The sequence below is a fragment of the Cryobacterium sp. TMT4-10 genome (assembly GCF_004403275.1).
GTDB lineage: Bacteria > Actinomycetota > Actinomycetes > Actinomycetales > Microbacteriaceae > Cryobacterium > Cryobacterium shii.
Genome location: NZ_SOGU01000084.1, coordinates 48,739 through 69,310 on the forward strand (window position 1 = coordinate 48,739; position 20,572 = coordinate 69,310).

Here is a 20,572-nt window from a genome sequence, read left to right on the forward strand (position 1 = left end):
AGTTCTTTTGCTCGCCGGTGAGGTAAGGCTTTCCACGCTGGCGGGGGATGCCGGCTTGTGTTCTGATATTCGTTATGACCTCACTCACGTCCGCTGGAATCGCTTCCCTCAGTCCCTCGGTTGCTGTTGCCGCCGCCGAACCGAAGCGCACCGAGAGCCATGCCGGCCGGCTCAACTGGCTGCGTGCCGGGGTGCTCGGCGCCAACGACGGCATCGTCTCCGTTGCGGCCCTCGTCGTCGGTGTGGCCGGGGCGACCGGCTCCACCGCCGCCATCGCGGCGGCAGGCACCGCCGGCCTCGTCGGTGGGGCCATCTCCATGGCCCTCGGCGAATACGTCTCGGTCAGCAGTCAGAGTGACAGCCAGCGCACCCTGATCGAGCGCGAGAAGCGCGAGCTCAGTATCGACCCCGAAGGCGAACTGCAGGAACTCGCGGAACTCTACGAAAAGCAGGGACTCGCCCCCGCCACGGCCCGGCAGGTCGCCGTGGAATTCACGGCGATCGATCCCGTGCGTGCCCACCTGCTCGCCGAGCACAACATCGCCGAGGACGACGTCGTCAGCGCCTGGCACGCCGCCTGGGTCTCGGCCGCGGCCTTCACCCTCGGCGCGTTGCTTCCGTTCCTGGCAATCCTGCTCCTGCCCGAGAGCGTGCGCATTCCGATCACCTTCGGTGCCGTGCTCATCGCCCTCGCGGCGCTCGGCATGACCGGCGCCCACCTCGGCGGCAGCCCGAAGCTCCGCGCGACCATCCGGGTCGTGCTCGGCGGGGCCGCGGCTCTGGTCGTCACCTTCCTGATCGGTTCCCTGCTCGGCACGTCGGGCATCGTCTAAACCGGCCCCGCCCCGTCCTGACCCCCGAAAAGGTCCCGGGTCACCTCTCGCGCGGCGCGCACCTAATGGTTTTGACAATCATTATCAATAGGCCTAGCCTTGAACCGTGATCAAGAAGCGATTCGTCCTCCCTGTGCTTGCGGCCGCGACCGCTCTGCTCCTGGCCGGCTGCGCTCCGACCGGGGGAGTTGATTCCGGCGCTGCCGACGACCTCCAGGTGGTCGCGACGACCACGCAGGTGGCCGATTTCACTCGCAATGTCGTCGGCGACACCGTCGGCGTCTCGGTCACCCAGCTCATCCTGCCCAACCAGAGCGCGCACAGCTTCGACCCTTCGGTGGCTGACCTGACCGCCCTCGGAGCAGCCGATGTTCTCGTGATCAACGGCGTCGGACTCGAGGAGTGGCTCTCCGACGCGATCAGCGCCAGCGGATTCGACGGCGTGACCATCACCGCAGCGACGGGAGTCGAGGTCCTCGGCGGCACCGAGAAATCCGGCAACCCGCACATCTGGACCGACGTGTCCAACGCGGAGACCATGGTGCAGACCATCGCCGACGGCCTCGGTGCCGCGAGTGTCGACCAGGCCGCGGACTTCGCTGCGAATGCGGCAGCCTACCGGGGCCGACTGGCCGAACTCGACACCTGGATCCGCACCAATATCGACGCCGTTCCCGCGGCGGAGCGCCTGCTCGTGAGCAACCACGACGCGTTCACCTACTTCACCGAGGCCTACGGCATCACGTTCGTCGGTTCCATCATCCCGAGCTTCGACGACAATGCCGAGCCCAGCGCCGCTGCGATCGACAAGCTCGTCGCCGACATCAGGGCCACGGGGGTGAAAGCCGTCTTCTCCGAGGCGTCGATCAGCCCGAAGGCCGCCGACACCATCGCCACAGAGGCGGGCGTCGCCGTGTACTCGGGGGAGGAGGCGCTGTTTAGCGACTCGCTCGGCGCAAAGGGCAGCGACGGCGCCACGTACATCGACTCCCAGGTGCACAACGTCACCCTGATCCTGGAGTCCTGGGGGGCCACGCCCACCGCGGTTCCCGCAGACCTGCGATAGTTGATCTGTGAACGAGAACCCTTCTCAAGTGCGGGCCGGCGCCCCCCTGGCCCTCAGAGTGGTGGGGGCCGCCTTCTCGTACGGCCACCTGCCGGCACTCGAGGGCATCACCTTCGACCTGCGGGCGGGCGAGGCCGTTGCCCTGATCGGGCCGAACGGCTCAGGCAAGTCCACGTTGCTCAAGGGCATCCTCGGCCTGGTGCAGCGGGTGAGCGGCACCGTGGAGGTGCTCGGCGAACCGACGGCCCCGGTCGGCTCGATCGGCTACGTGCCCCAGGCCGGCGACCTCGATCCCCAGTTCCCGGTGACCCTGGAGCAGGTGGTCCTGATGGGGCGCTACCGCACCCTGGGCTGGCTGCGCCTGCCCGGCAAGCGTGACCGCGAGGCCGTTGCCCGGGCCCTGGACGCCGTCGGGCTCACCCAGCGCGCGAAGACCCGGTTCGGCGAGCTGTCCGGCGGCCAGCAGCAGCGCGGCCTGCTCGCGCGGGCCGTGGCGTCCGGCCCGCGGCTGCTGCTGCTCGACGAGCCGTTCAACGGCCTCGACCAGCAGAACCGGGACGCCCTCGTCGGCACCGTGAAACGGCTGAAGGAGGAGGGGGTGGCCGTGCTCGTCTCCACCCATGACCTGCAGCTTGCCCGCGAAGTCTGTGAAGAGGTCCTGCTGCTCAACGGCACGCAGGTGGCGTTCGGCCCCCGCGAGTCGGTGCTGAGCCTGGAGAACGTGCAGCGCACCTTCCACGAGGTCGGCGTGGAGCTCGACGAGCACACCGTCGTCCTGCCGGACCACTCGGGACACTGACGTGGAGCTCCTGAACCCGCTCGTCGACGCGTTCGCCCTGCCGTTCATGACGCGGGCGCTCGTGGTGCTGGGCGCGCTCAGCCTCGTGGCCGGCGTGGTCGGTGTGCTCGTCAACCTGCGGGGACTCGAATTCATCAGCGACGGGCTGACGCACGCCGTCTTCCCCGGCATCGCCATCGGATTCGTCTGGGGCGGGCGTGACGGACTGTTCGCCGGAGCAATGGTCGCCGCGCTCTTCGCCGCGGTCGTGCTCACCCTGATCGTGCGCCGGTCGGTGAGTTCGGATGCCGCGATCGCCATCGTCTTCACCGCGATGTTCAGCGTCGGCGTGATCCTGGTCTCGCGCGAGACGAACTACGTCGGGCAGCTGGAACAGCTCCTGTTCGGCCGACTGCTCACGGTCAGCCCGATCGAGGTCATCCAGACGGTCGTCATCTGCGGCATCGCCCTGCTCCTGGTCGCCTTCACATTGAAGGAAGAGGTGTTCCGGGCATTCGACCGGGTCGGCTTCGCCGCCTACGGGTACCGACCGCTGGCGCTCGACCTCGTGCTCAACGTGGCCATCGCGTTCGTCGTGGTCGCGGCCTCCAGCGCCGTCGGCAACCTGCTCGTGCTGGCCGTGCTGATCGTTCCGGGCGCCGTAGCGCGGCTGGTCACGGCGCGGCTGTGGCTCCTGTTCCCGATCGCGGCCGGGTTCGCGGCCCTGGGCTCCTGGCTGGGCCTGGCCCTCGGCTTCCAGGCCTCCGTGCAGTCCGGGATCGACCTGCCCAGCGGGGCGACCGTCGTGCTGGTGCTCGTCGCCGGCTACGCCATCGTGCTGCTGCTGCGCCTGGCCGTCGACGGGCTGCGGCGGCCCAGGGTCGCGCGCTGATGGGCTACTTCGAGAAGGCCCTCCTGGCGGCGGCCGGGATCGGCGCCCTTTCCGGCCTGGTCGGCGCGCTCGTCGTGCTCCGCCGGCGGACGTTCTTCGCGCAGGCCCTCACCCACGCGACCTTCCCCGGCGCGGTCGCCGCCACGATCCTCGGCATCAGCATCCCGCTCGGCGCCGCGCTGGCGAGCATCCTGATCGTGGGAATCATGACCCTGATCGGGCGGGTGAAGCGTCAGGGCAGCCAGGTGGCCTCCGGCATCCTGCTCACCGCCGGCTTCGCGCTCGGCGTGCTCCTGCAGGCGCTCAACCCGTCGCTGCCGGTGCAGGTGGACTCCTATCTCGTGGGGTCCATCCTGACCGTCACCACCGGCGACCTGATCCTGGCCTTTTCGGTGCTGGTCGCGGCCGTGGCGGTGATGCTCTTCCTGGGCAAGGAAATCCTGTTCTCCACGTTCGACTCGAACGGATTCCGCGCGGCCGGCTACCGGGAATGGCCGATCGAGCTGCTCACCCTGGCCCTCATCACGGCAACCGTGGTCACGGCGATGCCGGCCGTCGGCGCGATCCTCGCGATCGCTCTGATCGCGGCACCCGCCGCCGCCGCCCGGCTGGTCGTGCGCACCACCACCCAGATCCTGGTCGTCGCACCGGTGCTGGGTGCGGTGGCCGGGCTCGTCGGTGTGCTCCTGTCCCGGGCGATCGACGTCGCCGCCGGACCCGCGATCGCCCTCACCGCGGCGGCGTTCTTCGTGCTCGCCCTGGGCGGTCGCCGGCTCGTCCGGGCCCCGTTACGGTTGAGACTATGAAGCGGAACACCTGGCAGCGGGAGGCCGTGCGCACGGCGCTGGGCGCGGCCGAGGGATTCGTCAGCGCACAGGGGCTCCACTCCAACCTGCACGCGACCGGGTCACCGATCGGTCTGGCCACGGTGTACCGGGCGCTCGCCGACCTGGCCCTCGAGGGTGAAGCCGATTCCCTGCAGTCGCCCGAGGGCGAGGGCCTGTACCGCGCCTGCAGCACGACCGACCACCATCACCACCTGATCTGCCGCAATTGCGGCCTCACGGTCGAGATCGAAGCGGATGCCGTCGAGACCTGGGCGAAGAACGTCGCCGCCGAGAACGGGTTCACCCAGGCCGCCCACGTGGTCGACGTCTTCGGCCTCTGCGCCGCCTGCACCGCCGCCGCCCCCGCCGTCTCACCTCCCGCCGCACCCCCCGCCCCAGTCCTCGAGTAGCGAACGAATTCGACGAAGATTCTGCTCCCACAACCCTGTTTTCCCGGCTTCAGCGCCAAAAATGGCAGAATCTCCGTCGAATTGGTTGAGTTTGCGCCGGGGGAGAGCAGCGCGTAGTGTTGGACGCTGCTGCGCATATCTGTGCGTGCACTGCTGGTTCGCCTCGCTTCCGCCTTCGCGGGAATGTCGTCGTGCCAGCCGACAAGAGATCTTGGGAAGGGCATTCGCCCTTCGGTATTGGAGGAGAACCATGGCAGCTACTTGCCAGGTGACCGGAGCCGTTCCCGGCTTCGGACACAACATTTCACACTCGCACCGACGCACCAAGCGTCGTTTCGACCCGAACGTTCAGACCAAGAAGTACTACGTACCGTCGCTTCGCCGTAACGTCACGCTGACCCTGTCCGTCAAGGGCATCAAGGTCATCGACGCTCGTGGCATCGAGTCGGTCGTCAAGGACCTTCTCGCCCGTGGGGAGAAAATCTAATGGCCAAGCAGCATGACGTCCGCCCGATCATCAAGCTCCGTTCGACGGCTGGAACCGGTTACACGTACGTGACCAAGAAGAACCGTCGCAACGACCCCGACCGTCTCGTGCTCAAGAAGTACGACCCCGTAGTGCGCAAGCACGTTGACTTCCGTGAGGAGCGCTAAAAATGGCGAAGAAGAGCATGATTGCCAAGAACAACCAGCGCAAGGTTATCGTCGAGCGCTACGCAGCGAAGCGCCTTGAGCTCAAGAAGGCCCTCGTTGACCCGGCCGGCACCGACGAGTCGCGTGAAGCAGCTCGCCTCGGCCTGCAGAAGCTTCCCCGCAACGCGTCGCCGGTTCGCCTGCGCAACCGCGACGCGGTTGACGGCCGTCCCCGTGGACACCTCAGCAAGTTCGGTATCTCGCGCGTTCGTTTCCGCGACATGGCTCACCGCGGCGAACTGCCCGGCATCACCAAGTCCAGTTGGTAGAGCGCGCGTGACCGCCTAGTCGGTCATTCGGAACCTCCGGTTCCGGAAAAAAGAGAAGATTTCGACTTCGGTCGGCGTCTTCTCTTTTTTTGTCTCATTTTTCGCGTAGAGCGGAAATGGGGCCGTTCCGGAGGGGCAAACCGCCTCGAAACGCCGTAAATCCGCGGAATTCCGGGGAACTCTGCTAGATTCAACCCGGTCCAACCGGCCAACGGAGGCGCTTTTCGAAGCGTCGCCCGACATACGTGAATACCTGTTTTTACAGACAAAGGTCCGAGGAGGACACTCAATGGCTGACAAGTCGCTGAACAAGACCGAGCTCGTTGCCAAGGTTGCCGCAGACTCTGGCCAGAGCCAGGCTGCAGTCGACGGCGTTCTGAACGCTTTCTTTGCAACTCTCGCTGACACCGTCGCGAACGACGGCAAGGTCACCATCCCAGGCTGGCTCGGAGTCGAGCGCACCGCAACCGCAGCGCGCACCGGCCGCAACCCGCAGACCGGCGAAGAGATCGCCATCGCCGCCGGCCACCGCGTCAAGCTGACCGCCGGCAGCAAGCTCAAGGCTGCCGCCAAGTAGGTTTCGCCCCAAGAGGGCAGGGCGTCGACTTCGGTCGACGCCCTGTTTGCTTTTAACGGCCCCCTGTCATGATGGGGGGCGACGACCGCGGGGGAGTCACGGCGCGGCCCACGAGGTTAGGCTTAGTCGGTGCCTCGTCTCGTACGTATTTCCGGTCCGGCAGTACTCCTGCTGGTCGCCATGCTTGCGACGCTCGTGGCCCTGGCCTACGGCGGCGGCTCGGCCGCCCAACTGCTGGCCGATCCCGGGCCGGTCGTGCGCTGGGGCCTTCCCCTGGCCAAACTGCTGGTGAACGTCTCCGCGGCGGGAACCATCGGTGCCCTCGTGCTCACCGTCTTCGCGCTGAGCCCGCGTGAGCCCGAGTACAACACGGCGATCGACTTCGCCTCCGGCTCCGCAGCGGTCTTCACCGTTGCATCCGCCCTGACCGGCTTCTTCACCTTCCTGCAGGTGACGACCATCCCGCTCAGCTTCGACGACCGGTTCAGCGCGACCGCCGGACAATTCTTCAGCGACATCGAAATCGGCCAGGCGTGGCTGGGCACCACCCTGATCGCGGCCGCCGTCACCGTGCTCTGCTTCGCGGTGCGCTCCCAGACCGGGCTCGTCTTCGTCACGGTCCTCGCGGTGGGCGCTCTCGTGCCGATGGCGCTGCAGGGGCACGCGGCCGGCGCCGAGGGACACAATATCGCCATCACGGCGCTGGGGCTGCACCTCGTCTTCGCCGCGATCTGGTTGGGCGGCCTGCTCACCATCATCGTGCTCCGCAAGCAGCTGGCCGGCGGCCGCATCGATGTGGTCATCGACCGGTACTCCACGCTCGCCCTGGTCAGCTTCATCGTGGTCGCGGCCTCGGGCTACGTCGGCGCGGAACTGCGGCTGGGCACCTGGGAACGCTTGTTCACGCCGTACGGCATCCTGGTGCTGGTCAAGGTCTTCGCCCTCACCGCGCTGGGCGTCTTCGGCGCCGTGCAGCGCCGAACCCTGATCCGACGGATGCAACGCTCCGAGCAGGCCGGGAGGCCGCACGCCGGTCGCTGGTTCTGGTGGCTCGTCGTGGCCGAGCTCGGGTTCATGGGGTTGGCCTCCGGCGTGGCGGCCGCTCTCGCGAAGACGGCGACCCCGGTGGCGCAGGTCACGGCGACCCAGGTGCCCACGTCGACGCCCGCCCAAATCCTAACCGGCGAGCTCCTGCCGCCCGAACTCACCTTCGGTCGCTACTTCACCGAGTGGAGCTTCGACCTGGCCTGGGTGCTGTTCTGCGCCTTCGGGATCTTCTTCTACGTCGCCGGGGTGGCCCGCCTGCGCCGCCGCGGTGACCAGTGGCCGGTGTTCCGCACAGTGCTGTGGGTGACCGGCATGCTCGTCCTCTTCTACATCACCAACGGCGGGGCGAACCTCTACGCGCAGTACCTGTTCTCCTCGCACATGCTTATGCACATGGCCCTGACCATGCTGGTGCCGGTGTTCCTGGTGCCGGGGGCGCCGGTGACGCTCGCCGCCCGCGCGATCCGCAAGCGGCAGGACGGCAGCCGCGGTCCGCGCGAGTGGATCCTTCTCGCCGTGCACTCACGGTACGCGGGCATCCTGGCCAATCCGCTGGTCGCCGCTGCCCTCTTCGCCGGGTCGCTGTGGGTCTTCTACTACTCGTCGCTGTTCAGCTGGGCGACCACCGATCACATCGGCCACGAGTGGATGGTGGTGCACTTCCTGATCACCGGCTACCTGTTCGTTCAGTCACTGATCGGCATCGACCCGGTGCCCTACCGCCTGCCCTACGCCGGCCGCCTGCTCCTGCTACTGGGAACCATGGCGTTCCACGCCTTCTTCGGGGTGACGATGATGACCGGAACCGGGCTGCTCCTGGCGGACTGGTACGGCGCGATGGGGCGTGACTGGGGCCTCAGCGGCATCGCGGACCAGCAGATGGGCGGTGGGATCGCCTGGAGCGTCGGCGAGATCCCGACCATCGCCCTGGCCATCGCGGTGGCTATCCAGTGGAGCCACAGTGACGAGAAGGAGACCCGTCGCAAGGACCGCAACGCCGACCGCACCCACGACGCCGAGCTCACTCAATACAACGCGCAGCTGGCCCGGCTCGCCGCCCGCGACCGCGACCGCGCGGAGTAGCGGCAGGGCGCGACCGACGTCAGTGCAGCTGGAGCGCGAGCGAGCCGTCCGGGTTGACCGTCACGCTGATCGCGACCGACAGGGGCACATCCTCGTCGCGGGTCTCGACCTCGCCGTCGAACAGGGACTGCACCTCGACCACGATGTGAGCCTGGCCCGGGGTTTCGGGCATCTCGAAGGTGGAGTCGCCGCCCGTCAGGGTGACCTGCGGGTACTCGGCGATCGACCAGAGCGGCGGTTCGGTGACCCGGTCGTTGATTTCGATGCCGAAGGGGCACCCCGACGGCTGCAACACCTGCTGGGTGGTGCAGGCGTTCAGGAAGCTGTCCAGCTCGTCCTGCACCTGGGTCACGAACTGTTCGTTGGGCTGGGCGTCGATGGTGACGTCCGTGGTGCCGGATGCGGTCACGGTCACGGTCTGCGGCGGCGACGAAAGCAGGGCGGACGTGTGGCCCATCGTGTAGCGCGCCGGCGCGAAGGCGAGGTAGGCGGCCTGATTGGAGAATGCGGCGGGGGCGCCCTTCGCGGCGTGGGCGCGCGCGTCGAGGGTGAGCTGGTCGATGGAGAACGTCGCCTCGTGCAGCACGGTCACCTGCAGCACGGCCAGGGGGCTGGTCTCGAACCGCCAGCTGTCGAAGACGCCGAAGAACGTGCCCGTGTGCGCCACCTGGAACGTCATCTGCGCGGGTTCGCCGTCGAGGCGGAAGCCGTAGACGACCGTGTGCCGGTCCTGCGCGGTCTCGCTGTCCCCGGTGAGACGGATGTCGGTGAGCTCGCCCAGCACGGAGGGCCGCAGCAGCGTCCGGGGGAGGTCCTGCGGCAGATCCGCCGCCTCGAGCTGGTCGTCGGTGGGCGTGACCCCGGGCAGCATCAGCGCGCTCGAGACATCCTGCCGCGCGAGCGCATCGAGGTACTGCCGCACGAATCCGCTCGCGCTGTACAAGTCCCGGTTGAGCGAACCGATCGTGGCGACCAGGGCCGCGCCGAGCAGGGCGGACACGAGGACCACGGCCACGACGGCGCGCCGCTGGTTTCGCCGGCGCCTGCCGTCCCGGTTGCTCACTCCCTCATCCTACGGCGCGCATCTTCTCCACCGACCCGCCCGCCCGGCCGCCTCCCACAGCCGGGCCGGATACAGTGGGATGTCCCGTCCGAACCCATCGAAAGTGCCCACCGTGTCCGAGATTCCGTCTGAGATTCCGCTGTCGCGCGAGCAGGCCGAAGTGTTCCAGGCCATCGAGGGCACCCGCCAGAACGTGTTCGTGACCGGCCGCGCCGGCACCGGCAAATCGACGCTGCTGAACCACCTGTCCTGGCACACGAGCAAGCAGATCGTGATCGCGGCGCCCACCGGGGTGGCGGCGCTGAACGTCGGCGGCCAGACCATCCACTCCCTGTTCCGGCTGCCGATCGGCGTGATCGCCGACAACGCGATCGACCAGTCCGACCAGGTGCGCAAACTGCTCAACACGATCGACACCGTGGTCATCGACGAGGTGTCCATGGTCAACGCCGACCTGATGGACGCGATCGACCGCAGCCTCCGCCAGGCCCGGCAGCGCCCGAACGACACCTTCGGCGGGGCGCAGATCGTGCTGTTCGGCGACCCGTACCAGCTGGCCCCGGTGCCGGGTGACTCCGACGAACGCGCCTACTTCGCCGACAACTATCGGTCGATGTGGTTTTTCGACGCGAAGGTGTGGCAGGCCGCCGACCTGCGCATCTTCGAGCTCACCGAGGTGCACCGCCAGCGGGACGCCGACTTCAAGCACATGCTCAACGCGGTCCGCCACGGGCAGGTGACGGCCGAGATCGGCGGCGCGCTCAACGCCGCCGGGGCGCGCACTCCGCCCAGCGAGGGCGTGATCACCCTGGCCACCCGCAACGACGCGGTGAACCGCATCAACGCCTCCGCCCTCAAACGACTGTCGGGCAGGGCGCGCACCGCCAAGGCGGACGTCACCGGCGACTTCGGCGGCCGCACGTTCCCGGCCGATGAGGTGCTCGAGCTGAAGGTGGGCGCGCAGGTCATGTTCCTGCGCAACGACTCCCAGCAGGACGGCGGTCCGCGCTGGGTGAACGGCAGCATCGGCACCGTCACCCGGGTCGAATCGACGGTCTACGTCGATATCGACGGCGAGACGCACGAGGTCGAACCGGCGGTGTGGGAGAAGTTCAAGTACACCTACAACCCGACCACCAAGAAGCTGCGCAAGGATGTCGTGGCCGAGTTCACGCAGTTTCCGTTGCGGCTGGCCTGGGCGGTCACCATTCACAAGTCGCAGGGCGCCACCTATGAGCGAGCGGTTGTGGATCTCGGGGCGAGGGTGTTCAGCCCCGGTCAGACCTACGTGGCCCTCAGCCGGTTGACCAGCCTGGACGGCCTCTACCTCACCCGTCCCCTGCGCCCGAACGACATGATCGTGGACGAGAATGTGCGGCGGTTCATGCGCGGCCCGCGCCCGGCCGCGCCGAACCCGCCCGCACCAGGCCTCGCCTTGCCGGGCACCGCGGAGTAGCACCCGCTTCGATCAGCTGCGGCTTCGATCAGCAGCGGCCATCAGTGATGGGAATGCGGTGATTCCGGCAGCACGGGGTGGGCCGTTTCGCTGTGGGAACCGTGCGGCACCGCGTGCGCGCCCGCATCCGTTGCCGCCAAGGCCGGCGTGGTCAGACCGGAGACCAGAAGACCTCCGAGCGCCAGCGCCGCCAGGAAGCGCCGGCCCTGAGGTGTGCCCGTTGCCGCGGACTCCGACGCCGCCCGCCGCCGGGCGACGGCGAGGGAGAGGGCCACGAACACGCTGAACAGGGTGGCGACGGCCATCGGGAAGACCGGCAGGCCCGCCGCATCGGCGGGCAGGCCGAAGCCGCTGCGCAGGGTCGCCGTGGCTCCCCAGACGAATACCGGGATCAGCGCCCCGACAACGGCCAGGTCGGCCACGAGGACGCGCCCCCGCACGAGGGTCGCCACACCCCAGCCGATCTCCGCGGCGCCGACCCCGGCGAAGAGGATCGCGAGCGGCAGGGGAGCGCCCGCGCCCACGGCCAGGTGAATGGTGCCCGCCCCCAGGGCGGCGAAGGCGGTCCAGAGGAGGCTGATCGGAGTCATGGGAGTCCTGTCCGTGGGTGCGTCGGTGGGCGTGGGCGTGGCGCGGCTGCCGGTTACGCGGTGACCGTGCGGGCAGCGGTCTTGTCCGCGGCGAGCCCGGCGCCGAGCAGCACGATGGCGCTGGCCAGATGCAGGAAGTGGTCGGCGGTGTTCAGGGCGAGGATGTTCAGCGCGGTGCTCGCGATGAAGAACCCGACGATTCCCAGCAGCAGGTACACGGCGCCGACCGTGGTGTTGACGGCCTTGGCCGCGGAGACGGTGGACACGCCGGCGATCAGCAGGGCGGCGCCGATCAGGAGGTGGGCGGTGTTGTGCAGGGGGTTGACCGCGAAAATGCCGAGCAGCAGCCCGCCCTGGGTGGCGAAGAAGCTGACGCCGCCGGTGACGGCGAAGCCGAGCAGTCCGACCAGCAGGTAGACGGCGCCGAAGACGGTGGCGATGAGTCGGTTGGGTGATGTGCGCATGAGAATGACCTCCGGTAGTTGTCACGGTCCCGCCGTGCTTGGTAACTGTTCGGAATCATCGGGGATTCGGTTTGGCCGGTGCGGTGATTGCCCGGTGCGGTGACTGCACAAACACAGAACGGGCGCACCCTCCGCGGAGGGTGCGCCCGTTCTGTGTTTTAAAGCTGGGGATCAGGCCCGGCGACGACGGCCGGCCAGTGCACCGTAGACCAGCAGCACGATGATTGAGCCGGCGATGGCGAGGAGCCAGGTCTGGATCGAGAAGAAGCCGGCCAGGTCGACCCCGAAGATTGCCGAGCCGAGGAAACCGCCCAGGAAGGCGCCGACCACGCCGAGGATCAACGTGATGATCCAGCCCCCGCCCTGGTTGCCCGGGAGGATCGCCTTGGCGATTGCGCCGGCAATGAGGCCGAGAATGAGGAATCCGATGAAGCTCATGTGTCTTGTCCTTTTCTATTCTGTGGAATCGTGATTGGCGCTGCGGGTGTCGTCCGCGCTGCTAGCGTCAGCATTGCTGTCGTCATCATTGCTGTCGTCAGCATTGCTGTCGTCAGCGTCGCTGTCGTCGCTGCTGTCGTCCGCGGCGAGGTGCACGTCTTTGACGGTCACATCGACCGGGCCGACCTGCATCCCGACGATCGTCTCGATCGCGGTGGCGACGGCGGCGCGAACATCGTCCGCGACCTTCCGCAGTTCGTGCGGGTACTCGACGACGATGGAGATCGTCGCCGATACCCGACCGTCGGCGACGTCGACGCTCACCCCGGGGGAGAGGTCCGCGCCGCTGAAGGCTTCGCGGATCGCCCCGAGGGCGCGCGCGGCGCTACCGCCGAGCGCGTGCACACCGGGCACCTGATTTGCCGCGATGCCGACCACCTTGGCGACGACGCCGTCAGTGATGACGGTTTCGCCTGGCCCGGTGACCGGGTTCTGTGCGGATGCGCTGGTGTCAACGATGGTGGAGCTCCGATCTGGGAAGGTGATACCGGTTCACGCGAACGCCAACCGGGCAGTGCACTGATAGGACGTGCCGCGAGCGACTTTCGTCACGCGGATGCGAATAAAAGTTTTAGGGCGGGGCGGAACGGGCATCGGTGCATCAGGCCACGGCCGCCAGAACGGCGGTCATCGTGTGGCTCTGGCCGGGTTCGAGCCGAACCAGATCCCCGCGGATGTTCGCGGTCTCCACACAGACCATCCCGGTCCACTCCTCGTCGCCGAAGTCGGACATCGACCGGGCCTTGGCAGCCCAGGGGTTCCACACGACGGTGCTGTGCGACTCGCGCTTCTCGATGGTGACGGAGTGGCCCGCCGGGTCGATCACCGTGGCGGCGGCGTCAGTGCCGAGGTAGATCCGGTCCGTTTCCGCCTCGAACCGTACGGGCTCGCTTGCCCCTGGGACCTCGGTGAGACCCGCCAGCTGATCGAGGAAGGGAGCGCCCTCGAGACCGGCCACGCGCACATCGCGCACATCATCGACCCGCAGGTAGGTGTGCAGCGCCTCTTCGAAGGTCACGGCCTCCGGTTCCAGGTTGGTGATCCGCAGGGCGAGGGCCAGGCGGGTGCCGACGGTGACCGTGTAGAGCGCCTCGAACCGGTGCGGCCAGGCGGAAGCGCGGGTGGCCGGGGTATCGCCCAGTCGGAAGGTCAGCACCACGTCGTCGCCGGCTTCCTGCGCGTCGACGAATTCCCATTCCGTCAGCCGGGCGAACCCGTGCGCGGCGGCGGACGGAGCCCCCGCCTTCGCCCCGAACCAGGGGAAGCAGATCGGAACCCCGCCGCGGATGGCCGCGTCCGGCAGGAACCGGCTGGTCGCGCTCAGCCACAGAACGGGCCGCCCGCCGGCCGGAGTCCACGCGGTGACCTGGGCCCCGTGCAGGTAGATCTCGGCCGAACCCTGGCGGCCGGCCACGCGCACAACCGGCAGGCCGCCCGAACCGAGGCCGACCTCAACGGATGCCGGCAGGGACGCGGGAACAGGAGGTGCGAAGGGCATAGTGACAGTTTCGCAGCTTCCCGCGCTCGGGCCAGTCGGCGCGCAAGCCGGGCGTGGTCCCCGCTGGCGTCGGGGAGTAGCGTGGGGGTGTGCAGAAGAAGAAGAAGAAGAAGGTGCGGCATTGGCGTGACCTGAGCCCGCGGCAACGGGTCGGGGCGATTGTGGGCGCATCCGTGCAGTTCGCCCTCGCGGCCGCAGCGTGGCGCGACCTCGCCGCCCGGCCGGCGGCGCTTGTGAACGGGCCGAAGGTGGTCTGGGCCCTCGTCATCGGGGTGAACTTCATCGGCCCCCTCGCGTATTTCGCCGGGGGCCGCCGCACTCGGGGCCGGCTGGGCTAGTAGTCCCGCAGGTACTGCTCCAGGCAGGGCACCTTGAGGAGGGCGAGGGCGCGCTTCTCGATCTGCCGCACCCGTTCCCGGGTGACGCCCTGCACGACCGCGATCTGGTCGAGCGTCTGCGGTGCGCCGCCGGTCAGCCCGAATCGGGCGGTCAGGATCGACCGTTCGCGCGGGGGCAGTGCGTTCAGGTAGAAGCCGATGTCGGTGGCCCGCATGGTCAGCACGGCGTGCTCCTCCGGCTGGGGCAGGTCATCGTCGATGATCAGTTCGGAGATGTCGCCGAGGCCGTCGCCGACGGGGGCCTGCAGCGACATCGGCTCGTTGTCGTACCGGAGCAGCCTCATCACGTCGACCACCTGGATCTGCGAGGCGTCGGACAACTCCTGCATGGTGGGTTCGCGGTCGAGGGTGCTGGTGAGGTCTCGGCGGATGCGCTTGATCTTGTTGAGCTTCTCCGCGGTGTGCACGGGGATGCGGATCATGCGGGATTTGTCGGCCATGCCGCGGTGGATGGCCTGGCGGATCCACCAGGTGGCGTAGGTGGAGAACTTGAAGCCGGTCATGAAGTCGTATTTCTCGACGGCGCGGACGAGGCCGATGTTGCCGTCCTGCACGAGGTCCATGATCGGCATGCCGCGTCCGGAGTAGTGCTTGGCGATGCTGACCACCAGGCGAAGGTTGGCCTCGATGAAGCGGTTCTTCGCACGGTGGCCGTCGTGGGCGAGCCACGCGAGTTCACGCAGGAGTGAGGGTTCCAGCGCGCCCGGCTCGGCTCGCTCGGTGCGTTCCTCGGCGAACAGGCCGACTTCGATCCGCCGGGCGAGGTCGACCTCGTCCTCGGCGGTGAGGAGCGCCACGGCGCCGATCTTCCTCAGGTAATCACCGAACGCATCCGTGGCGGCACGGTTGTAAGTGGCGATGGATGGCTGGCGTGCGGTGATCGTCATGAGTCTCCTCCAGTTCGGGCTGGAACATCAGTACACAGCCCACGCCTCATCCCGTCGAGGGACTTGACGCGGACCTCGAGAAACCGAATAATGCTCGGAAACGGCATTCGGCTTGTCCGGCTCAGCCGTGGGCCTGGACATAGCCGACCAGGCCTTTCACGGTCGCGACCCGGGGGTAGTCCCGCGCGGGGGTATCGACGCCGGTCGCCTGCGCGATGGTCTCGATCAGCCGCAGGAAATCGAGGGAGTCGAGTTCGAGATCCTGCCTCAGCCGAGCATTTTCATCCAGATCGTCCGTGTCGACATCCGGCGCGACCTGGCCGATGGCGGCGTAGACGGCCGCGCGAGCATCCTGTTCGTTCATAGCTCCTCCGGTGCCTGCAGCAATTCTTCGACCTGGGCCAGGAATCGGCTTCCGCGCAACCCGTCGCTGACCCGGTGGTCGGCGGACAGGGTGGCCGTGACCGCGGGCCTCACGCCGAGCAATCCGTTGTGCGCCCACGGCTGTTCGACCACCCGGCCGAGGCCCACCAGGGCGACCTGCGGCGGGTAGATGACCCCGAACACGCTTTCGACGCCGAGGTCGCCGAGATTAGTGACCGTGATGGTCGGATCTGCCATCTCGGCACGCGCCAGGCGCCCGGCACGGGCGCGGCCGACGAGGTCCCGCAGCTGGGCCATCAGAACGTCGAGGGAGAGCGTGTCGGCGTCATGGATCGCGGGGGCGACCAGGCCGCCCTGGCGCAGGGACACGGCCACGCCCAGGTGAACGGCGGCGCTCGGCCTGAAGGCGCCGTCGGTGTAGAAGTCGTTCACTTCGGGCACGGCGCGGGCGGCCAGCGCGCAGGCCTTCAGGAGCAGCGCGGCGGGGACCAGGCGTTCCGCGACGGGCCGACCCGCGTTGACCTGTTCCATCCACGCGAGCGCGGCCCGCAGGTCCAGGGTGGTGCTCAGGTAGTAGTGCGGGATGGACTTCTTCGAGCGGGCCATCAGTGCGCCGACGGCGCGGCGCAGGCCGGCCGCCCGCTCCGCGGCGACCGCCGGCGTCATCACCCGCGGGGACGGGGCGCGCGGGGCCGCGGGTGCCCGCGACGACCCCCTCATCGAAGGACTCCACGTCGATGTCCGCCTTCTCCGTGTCCACGACGGCGACCATGTCTCCGCGGTGCACGTAGTCGCCGGGCTTGACCAGCCACTCGACCACCTTGCCGTGATCCATGTCCGCGCCGAGGGCGGGCATCAGGAAGTCACCCATGGGTGCCCACCGCCTCCCGGGCCGCGGCGACGACGCGGTCGACGGAGGGGAGTGCGGCCAGTTCCAGGTGCTTGGCGTAGGGCAGCGGCACTATCCACGCTGCAGACCCGGCCGACCGGCGCATCCAGGTCGAAGAAGGCCGACTCGGTGATGCGCGCGCTCACCTCGGCGGAGATGCTGCCGCTGCGCCATCCCTCGTCCACGATGACGGCGCGGTGCGTGCGCGCGACGGTGGCGAGAATCGCGGCGTCGTCGAGGGGGCGCAGGGTGCGCAGATCGAAAACCTCGGCGTCGATGCCCTCCTGCGCCAGCGGCTCGGCGGCGTCGAGCGTGATCTGCAGGGTGCCGCCATAGGTGATGAGGGACACGTCCCGGCCGGATCGGCGCACGGCGGCGGTGTCGATGTCGACCGCGCCGGCGTCGTCGGCGATCTCCCCGGCCACGTTGTAGAGCGAGCCGTGCTCGAAGATCAGCACCGGGTCGGGATCCTGCAGCGCGGTCCACAGCATCCCGCGGGCGTCTTCCAGGGTCGACGGGGTGAGGATGCGCAGCCCCGGGATGTGGGCGTACCAGCCCTCGAGGCTGTGCGAGTGCTGCGCGGCCAGCTGGCGCCCGGCGCCGGGCGTCATGCGAATCACCAGCGGAACGCTGAACTGCCCGCCCGACATGTGCCGGAGGGTTGCCGCGTTGTTCATGATCTGGTCCAGCGCCAGGAGGCTGAAGTTGACGGTCATGATCTCGACGATGGGACGCATCCCGCCGAGCGCGGCGCCGATCCCGGCCCCGACGAAACCCGACTCCGAGAGCGGGGTGTCACGGATGCGTTCCGGGCCGAATTCCTCCAGCAGCCCGAGGCTCACCGCGAAGCAGCCGCCGTACCGCCCAACGTCCTCGCCCATCAGGAAGACCCGGTCATCGCGCGTCATCGCCTCACGGATCGCGGCGCGCATCGCCTCGCGGTAGGTCGTCTTCATGTCGGCATCCCCGTCACTTCGGGCCTCGCTCGGTGTAGAGGAACCGGGTGAGGTCCTCAACCGGCTCGGGTGTGCCGGCCTTCGCGAACTCGACGGCGGCCTGCACCTCCGAGTCGACCTCCCCCTGCACCGCCGCCCACGTCTTCGCCGGGAGCTCGCCGGCCGCCTCCAGCGCCGCGCGCAGCAGGTCGATGGGGTCGCGCTCCAACCAGGTGGCCACCTCGGCCTTCTCCCGGTAGCGCTCGGGGTCATACATCGAGTGCGCCCGGAACCGGTAGGTGCTCAGCTCCAGGAAGTGCGGGCCGCCGCCGGCTCTGACCATGTGCACCGCCCGCCGGGCCGTCTCCTCGACGGCGAGCACGTCCATCCCATCCACGGGCCAGGCGGGAACCTCGTAGGCGGCCGCCTTCAACGCGATATCCGTCTGGGATTCCGAGCGCCCGAGGGCCGTGCCCATGGCGTACAGATTGTTCTCGCAGCGAAACAGCACCGGCAATTGCCACAGCGCGGCCAGGTTGATGCTCTCGTGGAATTCCCCTTCCGCGACCGCGCCCTCCCCGAAGAAACAGACGGTGACGCGGTCGCGACCCGCCATCTTGTCGGCGAGGGCCAGGCCCACCGCCAGGGGCAGGCCGCCCGCCACGATGGCGTTGCCGCCGTAGAAGCGGGTGGCCGCGTCGAAGAGGTGCATCGACCCACCCCGGCCGCGGCAGCATCCTTGTTCGTAGCCGTACATCTCCGCGAGGATTGCTCCCGCCAACACTCCGCGCAGCAGGGCGTGGCCGTGCTCCCGATAGATGGCCAGTACCGCATCCTCCGGTTCGAGTGCCGCCATCACCCCGGCCGCGACCGCCTCCTCGCCGATGTACACGTGCATGAATCCGCGGATTTTGGCCGCGCTGTACAGCTCGACGCATTTCTCCTCGAACCGCCTCGCCCGCAGCATCTGCAGCAGCAGGTGGCGGGCCCGCTCCGGGTCGGCCGTGACCCGTCTCGCGGTGAACTCATCGATCATCGGGGTACCTCCACGGTCGACGTGTCCCCTTCCGGCAGGCCGAGCTCCCTGGCCTTCAGCAGGCGGCGCAGGATCTTGCCGCTGCGGGTCTTCGGCAGCGTCGTCGTGAACTCGACTTCCCGCGGTGCCACGGCCGGGCCGAGGCGTTTTCGCGCGAAACCGATGATGTCCAGGCGCAGTGCCTCGGCGGGCTCCCAGCCCGGGTGCAGTTCGACGAACGCCTTGACCACCTCGCCGGCGACGGGGTCCGGGATTCCGATCACGGCCGCCTCGGCCACCGCGGCGTGCTCCATCAGTGAGCTCTCTACCTCGAAGGGGCCGATCAGGTGGCCGGAGGACTTGATCACGTCGTCCCCGCGACCGACGAACCAGCAGTAGGTCCGCGTCCCTCCGGACCAGGTCGCCGGTGAGGTACCAGCTGCCCACGAAGCACCGGCGGTAGCGCTCCTCCTCGTTGAGGTACCCGCGGAACATCGAGGGCCAGCCGGGGCGCAGGGCCAGCTCTCCCACGGCATCCGGTTCGGTCACCAGCACGGGTTCGGCGCCCCGCATGACGGGTGTGCCCTGCTCGTCGCGCTGAACCAGGGCGGCCTCGACGCCGGGCAGGGGGCGGCCCATCGAGCCCGGGCGGATCTTCGGTGGCGACGTAGTTCGAGATCATGATTCCGCTGGTCTCGGTCTGCCACCAGTTGTCGTGCACCGGCAGGCCGAACGCCTCCTGACCCCACACGACGACCTCGGGGTTGAGGGGCTCGCCCACGCTCGCCACGAATCGCAGTGCGGACAGGTCGTGGGCGGTGGCCCGCTCCGTGCCGGCCTTCATCAGCATCCGCAGAGCCGTCGGCGCCGTGTACCAGACGCTGACCCGCTGATCGGCGAGGATGCGGTACCACCGGTCCGCTTCCATCTCCTCCTCGTCGACGATGCTGGTCACGCCGTGCACGAGCGGGGCGATCACCCCGTAGGAGGTGCCCGTGACCCAGCCGGGGTCCGCGGTGCACCAATAGATGTCGTCGGGATGCAGGTCGAGGGCGAAGCGGCCGGTGGCGAAGTGGGCGGTCACGGCGTCGTGAACGTGGATCGCGCCCTTGGGAGTGCCCGTGGTGCCGCTCGTGAAGTGCAGCAGGGCCATGTCCTCGGGGTGCGTTTCGGCGATCTCCCCGTAGGGCGGCGCCTCGCGCATCAGCGCCGCCAGGTCCAGCGTGCCCGGTTCCGGTTCATCCGCGGCGTCGACCAGGAGAACGTGCTGCAGCTGCGGCAGCCGGTCCCGGATCGGCGCCACCTTCTTGCGGTACAGCGCCCGCGTTGTGATCAGTGCCCTGCCTCCGCCCAGTTCCAGTCGCTGGCGCACGGGCTCGGCGCCGAACGCCGAGAACAGCGGGCAGAAGACGGCGGCGTGCCGGAGCGTGCCCAGCACTGCGACGTACAGTTCCGGGATGCGACCGGTGAGGGAGAAGACGCGGTCACCGCGCTCGATCCCGAGGCCCCGCAGCACGCCGGCGAAGCGGCTGGTCTGCTCGAGGAGCTCGGCGTAGGTGAGGGAGTGGCTCGTGCCGTCGGCCCGGATGAAGCGCAAGGCCTCCCGGTGCGCGCGGGGGCCCGCGGCATGCCGGTGACGGCTTCGTAGGCGATATTGAGGCCCTGGCCGCCCGGCAGCCCCGACAGGCCGCGGCGGGCCTCGTCCCAGGTGAATGTGGCGCGGGTCTTCTCGTAGTCGAGGAGGTTCGGGGCCACACGGAGGCTGGGGACGTCCTTTCGGATCGTGGGCCAGTGTGTCGACGACTCGGTTCCGGCTGTCATGAGCCCATGAAACCCCCGCCGGGGCGCGGCGGCTAGGAGCGTGTGCCAGTAACGCCTATTCGAAGTTGATTCGACAAGATCCGGGCCGATTTGGCCGCAGCGGGCTCCACGATTGCCTTCCGCCGCGCATAGGCCGCGCGGCCCTTCTTCGTCTTCAGCTTCCGCGCCATGCGTTCGCGCAACGTCGCGTCAGCGGGGA

General features: G+C 68.6%; 25 protein-coding genes and 2 pseudogenes. 13 read left to right on the forward strand and 14 right to left on the reverse strand.

The window, feature by feature from the left end; genetic code table 11:
• Positions 1-74: 74 nt before the first annotated feature.
• The 11 genes from E3T42_RS11325 to E3T42_RS11375 all read left to right on the forward strand — a co-directional run bounded on the left by E3T42_RS11325 (position 75) and on the right by E3T42_RS11375 (position 8,475).
• Positions 75-833, forward strand: a complete 759-nt coding sequence (locus E3T42_RS11325; protein WP_134365332.1) for a VIT1/CCC1 transporter family protein — start codon at positions 75-77, stop codon at positions 831-833.
• A 106-nt stretch (positions 834-939) separates the two neighbouring features.
• Complete coding sequence (locus E3T42_RS11330; RefSeq protein WP_198415947.1) at positions 940-1,899, forward strand: metal ABC transporter substrate-binding protein; 960 nt, start codon at positions 940-942, stop codon at positions 1,897-1,899.
• A 7-nt stretch (positions 1,900-1,906) separates the two neighbouring features.
• Positions 1,907-2,698, forward strand: coding sequence for a metal ABC transporter ATP-binding protein (locus E3T42_RS11335; protein WP_134365331.1), 792 nt, complete (start codon positions 1,907-1,909; stop codon positions 2,696-2,698).
• Between the two features lies 1 nt (position 2,699).
• Positions 2,700-3,569, forward strand: coding sequence for a metal ABC transporter permease (locus E3T42_RS11340; protein WP_241976055.1), 870 nt, complete (start codon positions 2,700-2,702; stop codon positions 3,567-3,569).
• Complete coding sequence (locus tag E3T42_RS11345) at positions 3,569-4,375, forward strand: metal ABC transporter permease (protein WP_134365330.1); 807 nt, start codon at positions 3,569-3,571, stop codon at positions 4,373-4,375. Before E3T42_RS11340 ends, E3T42_RS11345 begins: the two co-directional genes overlap by 1 nt.
• The gene (locus E3T42_RS11350; protein WP_134365329.1) at positions 4,372-4,806 is read left to right on the forward strand and encodes a Fur family transcriptional regulator; all 435 of its coding nucleotides are present in this window, start codon (positions 4,372-4,374) and stop codon (positions 4,804-4,806) included. The genes E3T42_RS11345 and E3T42_RS11350 overlap by 4 nt, the downstream gene beginning before the upstream one ends.
• Positions 4,807-5,056: 250 nt before the next feature.
• A complete protein-coding gene (gene rpmB, locus E3T42_RS11355) occupies positions 5,057-5,293 on the forward strand; it encodes a 50S ribosomal protein L28 (RefSeq protein ID WP_104099753.1) in 237 nt (78 codons plus the stop codon).
• Positions 5,293-5,460: a 50S ribosomal protein L33 gene (gene rpmG / locus E3T42_RS11360; protein WP_104099752.1), complete on the forward strand. Its 168-nt coding sequence runs from the start codon at positions 5,293-5,295 to the stop codon at positions 5,458-5,460. Before rpmB ends, rpmG begins: the two co-directional genes overlap by 1 nt.
• A 2-nt stretch (positions 5,461-5,462) precedes the next feature.
• The gene (rpsN, locus tag E3T42_RS11365; RefSeq protein ID WP_134364793.1) at positions 5,463-5,768 is read left to right on the forward strand and encodes a 30S ribosomal protein S14; all 306 of its coding nucleotides are present in this window, start codon (positions 5,463-5,465) and stop codon (positions 5,766-5,768) included.
• A gap of 289 nt (positions 5,769-6,057) precedes the next feature.
• Positions 6,058-6,345, forward strand: coding sequence for an HU family DNA-binding protein (locus E3T42_RS11370; protein ID WP_066598601.1), 288 nt, complete (start codon positions 6,058-6,060; stop codon positions 6,343-6,345).
• 180 nt (positions 6,346-6,525) lie between these two features.
• Positions 6,526-8,475, forward strand: coding sequence for a cytochrome c oxidase assembly protein (locus tag E3T42_RS11375; RefSeq protein WP_160141135.1), 1,950 nt, complete (start codon positions 6,526-6,528; stop codon positions 8,473-8,475).
• Between the two features lie 19 nt (positions 8,476-8,494).
• On the opposite strand, the gene E3T42_RS11380 is transcribed toward E3T42_RS11375, so the two are convergent.
• Complete coding sequence (locus E3T42_RS11380) at positions 8,495-9,538, reverse strand: hypothetical protein (RefSeq protein ID WP_134403034.1); 1,044 nt, start codon at positions 9,536-9,538, stop codon at positions 8,495-8,497.
• A gap of 79 nt (positions 9,539-9,617) precedes the next feature.
• On the opposite strand from E3T42_RS11380, the gene E3T42_RS11385 reads away from it, so the two are divergent.
• Complete coding sequence (locus E3T42_RS11385) at positions 9,618-10,994, forward strand: ATP-dependent RecD-like DNA helicase (protein WP_134365327.1); 1,377 nt, start codon at positions 9,618-9,620, stop codon at positions 10,992-10,994.
• A 41-nt stretch (positions 10,995-11,035) separates the two neighbouring features.
• Here E3T42_RS11385 and E3T42_RS11390 read toward each other — a convergent pair whose 3' ends face one another.
• The 5 genes from E3T42_RS11390 to E3T42_RS11410 form a co-directional block, all read right to left on the reverse strand.
• Positions 11,036-11,584 (reverse strand): hypothetical protein, encoded by a 549-nt coding sequence (locus E3T42_RS11390; RefSeq protein WP_134365326.1) that lies wholly within the window; start codon positions 11,582-11,584, stop codon positions 11,036-11,038.
• Between the two features lie 53 nt (positions 11,585-11,637).
• Positions 11,638-12,048, reverse strand: a complete 411-nt coding sequence (locus tag E3T42_RS11395; protein WP_134365325.1) for a DUF4383 domain-containing protein — start codon at positions 12,046-12,048, stop codon at positions 11,638-11,640.
• A gap of 171 nt (positions 12,049-12,219) precedes the next feature.
• Complete coding sequence (locus E3T42_RS11400; RefSeq protein ID WP_134365324.1) at positions 12,220-12,486, reverse strand: GlsB/YeaQ/YmgE family stress response membrane protein; 267 nt, start codon at positions 12,484-12,486, stop codon at positions 12,220-12,222.
• 15 nt (positions 12,487-12,501) lie between these two features.
• Positions 12,502-13,032: an Asp23/Gls24 family envelope stress response protein gene (locus E3T42_RS11405; RefSeq protein WP_370262326.1), complete on the reverse strand. Its 531-nt coding sequence runs from the start codon at positions 13,030-13,032 to the stop codon at positions 12,502-12,504.
• 115 nt (positions 13,033-13,147) lie between these two features.
• Entirely contained in the window at positions 13,148-14,044 is an 897-nt protein-coding gene (locus E3T42_RS11410) for a D-hexose-6-phosphate mutarotase (protein WP_160141133.1), read from the reverse strand.
• A gap of 89 nt (positions 14,045-14,133) precedes the next feature.
• Between E3T42_RS11410 and E3T42_RS11415 the strand changes: the two genes are divergently transcribed.
• Positions 14,134-14,382, forward strand: a complete 249-nt coding sequence (locus E3T42_RS11415; protein ID WP_160141132.1) for a hypothetical protein — start codon at positions 14,134-14,136, stop codon at positions 14,380-14,382.
• Here E3T42_RS11415 and E3T42_RS11425 read toward each other — a convergent pair.
• From E3T42_RS11425 to E3T42_RS11450, 8 genes and pseudogenes are all read right to left on the reverse strand, one after another.
• Complete coding sequence (locus tag E3T42_RS11425) at positions 14,379-15,329, reverse strand: RNA polymerase sigma factor RpoD/SigA (RefSeq protein WP_179954742.1); 951 nt, start codon at positions 15,327-15,329, stop codon at positions 14,379-14,381. The two genes, E3T42_RS11415 and E3T42_RS11425, sit on opposite strands and share 4 nt — an antisense overlap.
• 121 nt (positions 15,330-15,450) lie before the next feature.
• Complete coding sequence (locus E3T42_RS11430; RefSeq protein WP_134365319.1) at positions 15,451-15,693, reverse strand: acyl carrier protein; 243 nt, start codon at positions 15,691-15,693, stop codon at positions 15,451-15,453.
• A complete protein-coding gene (locus E3T42_RS11435) occupies positions 15,690-16,433 on the reverse strand; it encodes a 2-oxo acid dehydrogenase subunit E2 (RefSeq protein ID WP_241976062.1) in 744 nt (247 codons plus the stop codon). The genes E3T42_RS11430 and E3T42_RS11435 overlap by 4 nt, the downstream gene beginning before the upstream one ends.
• 40 nt (positions 16,434-16,473) lie before the next feature.
• Positions 16,474-16,584 (reverse strand): annotated as a pseudogene (locus tag E3T42_RS17325) (biotin/lipoyl-containing protein); the annotation flags it as partial.
• Positions 16,577-17,558, reverse strand: a pseudogene (locus tag E3T42_RS11440) (alpha-ketoacid dehydrogenase subunit beta). The pseudogenes E3T42_RS17325 and E3T42_RS11440, both read right to left, overlap by 8 nt.
• A 13-nt stretch (positions 17,559-17,571) precedes the next feature.
• The gene (pdhA, locus tag E3T42_RS11445; protein WP_134365318.1) at positions 17,572-18,573 is read right to left on the reverse strand and encodes a pyruvate dehydrogenase (acetyl-transferring) E1 component subunit alpha; all 1,002 of its coding nucleotides are present in this window, start codon (positions 18,571-18,573) and stop codon (positions 17,572-17,574) included.
• Positions 18,570-18,920: a hypothetical protein gene (locus E3T42_RS17655; RefSeq protein WP_338145007.1), complete on the reverse strand. Its 351-nt coding sequence runs from the start codon at positions 18,918-18,920 to the stop codon at positions 18,570-18,572. Before E3T42_RS17655 ends, pdhA begins: the two co-directional genes overlap by 4 nt.
• Positions 18,917-20,149, reverse strand: a complete 1,233-nt coding sequence (locus E3T42_RS11450; RefSeq protein WP_338145006.1) for an AMP-binding protein — start codon at positions 20,147-20,149, stop codon at positions 18,917-18,919. Before E3T42_RS11450 ends, E3T42_RS17655 begins: the two co-directional genes overlap by 4 nt.
• Positions 20,150-20,572 lie beyond the last annotated feature (423 nt).